Source organism: Paracoccus salipaludis (assembly GCF_002287065.1).
In the GTDB taxonomy this organism is placed as follows: domain Bacteria; phylum Pseudomonadota; class Alphaproteobacteria; order Rhodobacterales; family Rhodobacteraceae; genus Paracoccus; species Paracoccus salipaludis.
In genome coordinates this window covers 1-4,108 of sequence record NZ_NSJZ01000045.1, presented here as the reverse complement: position 1 = coordinate 4,108, position 4,108 = coordinate 1, and the positions used below count along the sequence as shown (strand labels likewise).

The 4,108-nt window shown below is 62.4% G+C and carries 4 protein-coding genes; 1 reads left to right on the top strand and 3 read right to left on the bottom strand.

Going from position 1 to position 4,108, the window contains the following annotated elements:
- From CK240_RS17130 to CK240_RS19045, 3 genes are all read right to left on the bottom strand, one after another.
- On the bottom strand, positions 1-457 hold a 457-nt coding region (locus CK240_RS17130), incomplete at its 3' end, for an Hsp20/alpha crystallin family protein (protein ID WP_095641492.1).
- Between the two features lie 20 nt (positions 458-477).
- Positions 478-876: an Hsp20/alpha crystallin family protein gene (locus CK240_RS17125; RefSeq protein WP_036731776.1), complete on the bottom strand. Its 399-nt coding sequence runs from the start codon at positions 874-876 to the stop codon at positions 478-480.
- 172 nt (positions 877-1,048) lie between these two features.
- Entirely contained in the window at positions 1,049-1,252 is a 204-nt protein-coding gene (locus CK240_RS19045) for a hypothetical protein (protein WP_036731773.1), read from the bottom strand.
- 503 nt (positions 1,253-1,755) lie between these two features.
- Between CK240_RS19045 and CK240_RS17115 the strand changes: the two genes are divergently transcribed.
- A partial coding sequence (locus tag CK240_RS17115; RefSeq protein WP_095641493.1) for an ATP-dependent Clp protease ATP-binding subunit occupies positions 1,756-4,108 on the top strand: 2,353 nt, incomplete at its 3' end.

The window sequence follows — 4,108 nt, the reverse complement described above, 5'->3', positions numbered from 1 at the left end:
CTTGGGCTTCGGGCGTTTGCGGCAGCTTGATCGTCAGAACCCCGTTCCTGAAGGATGCTTGCGCCTTTTCGCCATCCACACCGGGCGGGAGTGGAATTGTCCGGTAGATCGCGCCGTAGCTGCGCTCGGAAAGGTAGTATCCCTTTTTCTCCTCCTGGCGCTCGATCTTCTTCTCCCCCTTCACGGTCAACATGTCATCGTTGACCGTCACCTCGATGTCCTTCATCTCCATGCCCGGCAGCTCGATCGACACTTCGATCGCGTTGTCGGTCTCGACCACGTCGGATTTGGCTTCGCCGCTGCCCCAGGGCCATTCGAACTGACCGACCCGGTTCCAGAAGTTCTCGAACACATGGTTCATTTCGCGCTGGAGCGTCGCCATCGGGTTGTCTTCGCTGCTCTTGGCGTCTGGCGCGCCGTCCTTGCGCGCCCAGGGGATCAGGTCCTTGATCTGCATGATGGTGTCTCCGTCGGTTTTCAGGCGCCCTTGACGGCGATCCTTTTTGGCTGCCCTTCAGGGGCTCGGGCGAGCGTCAGAGTGACGAGGCCTCCACGCATCTCGGCTTCGATCCTGTCGCGGTCGAAGTTCTTGGAAAGCGTGAAGTCACGCTCGAAATCGCCCTCGGCATATTCAGCATAGGCAAGTTCCAGATCTTCTGGCCGCATCGGCTCATCCTTGCCGCGGATCGTCAGCACGCGGTTTTCAAACGTGATTTCGACCACATCGGCGGCCACGCCAGGCATTTCGACCATCATGGAGACACACTGATCGGTCTCGACGATATCGGTCAGCGGGCGGTAGATGCGGCCGCCGGCGGCGGCTTCAGGCGCGTGGGTCGGCGTCTTTTCGGTGGCTGGCGTGATGTCGGTGCTCATCGTTCCAGCTCCTCCCAGGCTGCCCTGATCTGAATTCTCTTCGGCTTCTGCCCCTCAGGCCGGAAGATGACGATCCACAGTACGCCGTTCACGGATCGAGCGCCATGGCAAGAGATATCGATCATGAACCCGGTTCAGCTCTACTGCCACAATGATACCAAGCAGGCATAATTCATGCCAGCATTTCAATCTCCAGCAGCGTGTGATGGAGCGTCGCGACGACCAACAGACCCTTGGAGGTCAAATGATGATTGCATCCGACGATGCGTTGATCGGCGCGACGATCCATCCGGTCGCCCAGCACATCCAGCCGCGGATCGACGATGAAAGCCGTGAGCCCGGTCAGACGCGACTGTCGTGGATGCCAGCCGTCCATGTGGACGATTCCCCGGCCTCGCGACCAGCGACCTCACGGCGCGGCTGGAAGTCGGCAGTGCGACAGCCGGGCAACTCGTGGACCGCATGGCGCGGGGGCTGGGTCGAGCGGTCGCCGCCACCGAATCGTCGGCGGTCGCAGACCGTTGTGCCGACGAGAAAGACGCAAAAAATCTTGCGAGAACCAGAACCCTGACGAGCGCGTTGAAGGAAGACATTTGACCGGACCTATCAGTCGACGAGAGGCGTGTTCTTCTCGCACTTCTCGAATGCATACGTGCGCAGCTCTCACGCTAGAGGGAGCAAAATCGGCATGGAAAGGAAGACTGGATCTTACCGAGCAATCGGCGCAGGGTCTCCTGCAACGAGAGACCGTGGACGAGCCCGATCTTGTGGCTATTGGGTCCAAGGTGAAACGAACGGAAGCGGTCGCCGCGTGACATTGTCACTGGCGCAGATGATCGGCGACCAAGCCTGACTGGATAATGAAAACGGAGAAGACGAATGGCAAACGGAGCTTGCGATATTTGCGGTCGCCCGGCGACGGCGCGCGTGCGCGCCTCGGTGAACGGCAGGGTTCAGAACATGGAGCTTTGCGACCAGCATTATAGCGAAATGGCGCGCCGGTCGGGGCGCAGCGCCTCGCCCCTGGAGTCGCTGTTCGGACGGCGTTCCCTTCTTGACGAATTCTTCGGCGAAAGCGGTTTCGGCAGCCTCTTTGGTGACAGTCCGCTGCGAGGCGGCACGCCCGGCTCCATGGGTGACGGCGATGACGCTGTCGTCGACGCCACTTTCGGCGAGGGCGCGCCGCGGCGTGGATCGCGGCGCGGCGGCGGACGCACCATCGCCGACCGGCTGAGCGAACAGGGCAACAAGCTGCTGCAGGATGCCGCACAGAAGGCCGGGGAATTCGGGCGCAGCGAGGTCGATACCGAACATCTGCTTCTGGCATTGACCGCGTCTGACGTCGTCAAGACGATCCTGGAACAGTTCAAGGTCGATGTGGACGATCTGCGGCGCCAGATCGAGAAAGAAGCGAAGCGTGGAGACGCCAAGAAGGAAGGCGAACTCAGCGTCAGTCCTCGCCTGAAGGACGCGCTGAACCGGGCCTTCATCGCCTCGAACGAACTCGGCCATTCCTATGTCGGTCCCGAGCACCTGCTGATCGGCCTTGCCGAGGAAGGTGAAGGCTTGGCCGCGTCGATCCTGCGCAAATACGGATTGACGCCGCAGGCGCTTCGCCAGCAGGTGACCAAGGTCGTGGGCAAGGGAGCCGAGGAAGGCCGCGTGGAGGCGCCTTCCAGCACGCCCGATCTCGACCAGTTCAGCCGTGACCTGACGAAGCTCGCCCGCGAGGGCAAGCTCGATCCCGTCATCGGCCGCGCCCGCGAGATCGAGACGACGATCGAAGTGCTGGCCCGCCGGAAAAAGAACAACCCGGTGCTGATCGGCGAGCCCGGCGTGGGCAAGACCGCCATCGTCGAGGGACTTGCACAACGGATCGTCGCGGGCGAAGTGCCCGAAGCGCTGCGCGACAAGCGGCTGGTCGAGCTCAACATCAACTCGATGGTGGCCGGGTCGAAGTATCGCGGCGAGTTCGAGGAGCGAGTCCAGAAGATCCTCAAGGAGATCACCGAGGAGAAGGACAGCCTGATCCTGTTCATCGACGAGATCCACACCATCGTCGGCGCCGGCCAGGGCGGTGGCGAAGGTGGTCTCGACATCGCCAACACCTTCAAGCCGGCGCTGGCGCGGGGCGAGCTGAACCTGATCGGCGCGACGACGCTCAACGAGTACCAGAAATACATCGAGAAGGACGCGGCGCTCGAGCGACGGTTCCAGCCGGTTTATGTCGAGGAACCCACGGTAGCTCAGGTCATCATGATCCTGCGCGGCCTGCGCGACACGCTGGAGGCGCACCACAAGGTGACGATCACCGACGAGGCCATCGTCGCGGCAGCCGAGCTTTCTGATCGCTACATCACTGGCCGCTTCATGCCCGACAAGGCGATCGACCTGATCGATCAGGCAGCCGCACGGGTGAAGATCAGCGCCACAGCGCGCCCTGTGGACGTCCAGGAGCTGGAGGCCGAAGCCGCGCAGATCAAGCGCGAGCAGGACTATGCCGCAGCCCGCAAGCAATTCGACCGGGCAGCGGAACTGAGGAAGGAACTCGAGCAGAAGCAGAAGGAGCTTGACGAGCTTCTGGAGATCTGGAAGCGCGACCAAGCTTCGGCGACCGCCGAGGTGCGCGCCGATCATGTCGCGCAGATCGTCTCCAAGATCACCGGTGTTCCGGTCACGGAGCTGACCGCCGAGGAGAAGGACAAGCTCCTCAAGCTCGAGGAGAAGCTGCACGAGCGCGTCATCGGCCAGGAAGAAGCGATCCGCGCCGTGGCCGATGCGGTGCGCCTGGCGCGTGCGGGTCTGCGCGAAGGTTCCGGTCCGACCGCGACCTTCCTGTTCCTCGGGCCGACCGGGGTTGGCAAGACGGAACTGGCCAAGACGCTCGCCGAGGTGATCTTCGGCGATCAGGACGCGATGATCCGTATCGACATGTCGGAATATGGAGAGCGTCACGCGGTGGCACGGCTCGTCGGCGCGCCTCCGGGCTATGTCGGCTATGACGAGGGGGGCCAGCTGACCGAAAAGGTCCGCCGCCGGCCCTATTCGGTGGTGCTGCTCGACGAGATCGAGAAGGCACACCCTGATGTGTACAACATCCTGTTGCAGGTATTCGACGACGGCCGCTTGACCGACGGCAAGGGCCGCGTGGTGGACTTCACCAATACCATCATCATCGCGACCTCGAACCTCGGCTCGGATATCATTCAGCGCAACCTCACGAAACGCGGCA

Bases quoted from the DNA above. Each gene is read 5' to 3' on its own strand.
- CK240_RS17125 (WP_036731776.1), bottom strand. From the start codon at position 876: ATGAGCACCGACATCACGCCAGCCACCGAAAAGACGCCGACCCACGCG.
- CK240_RS19045 (WP_036731773.1), bottom strand. From the start codon at position 1,252: ATGGACGGCTGGCATCCACGACAGTCGCGTCTGACCGGGCTCACGGCT.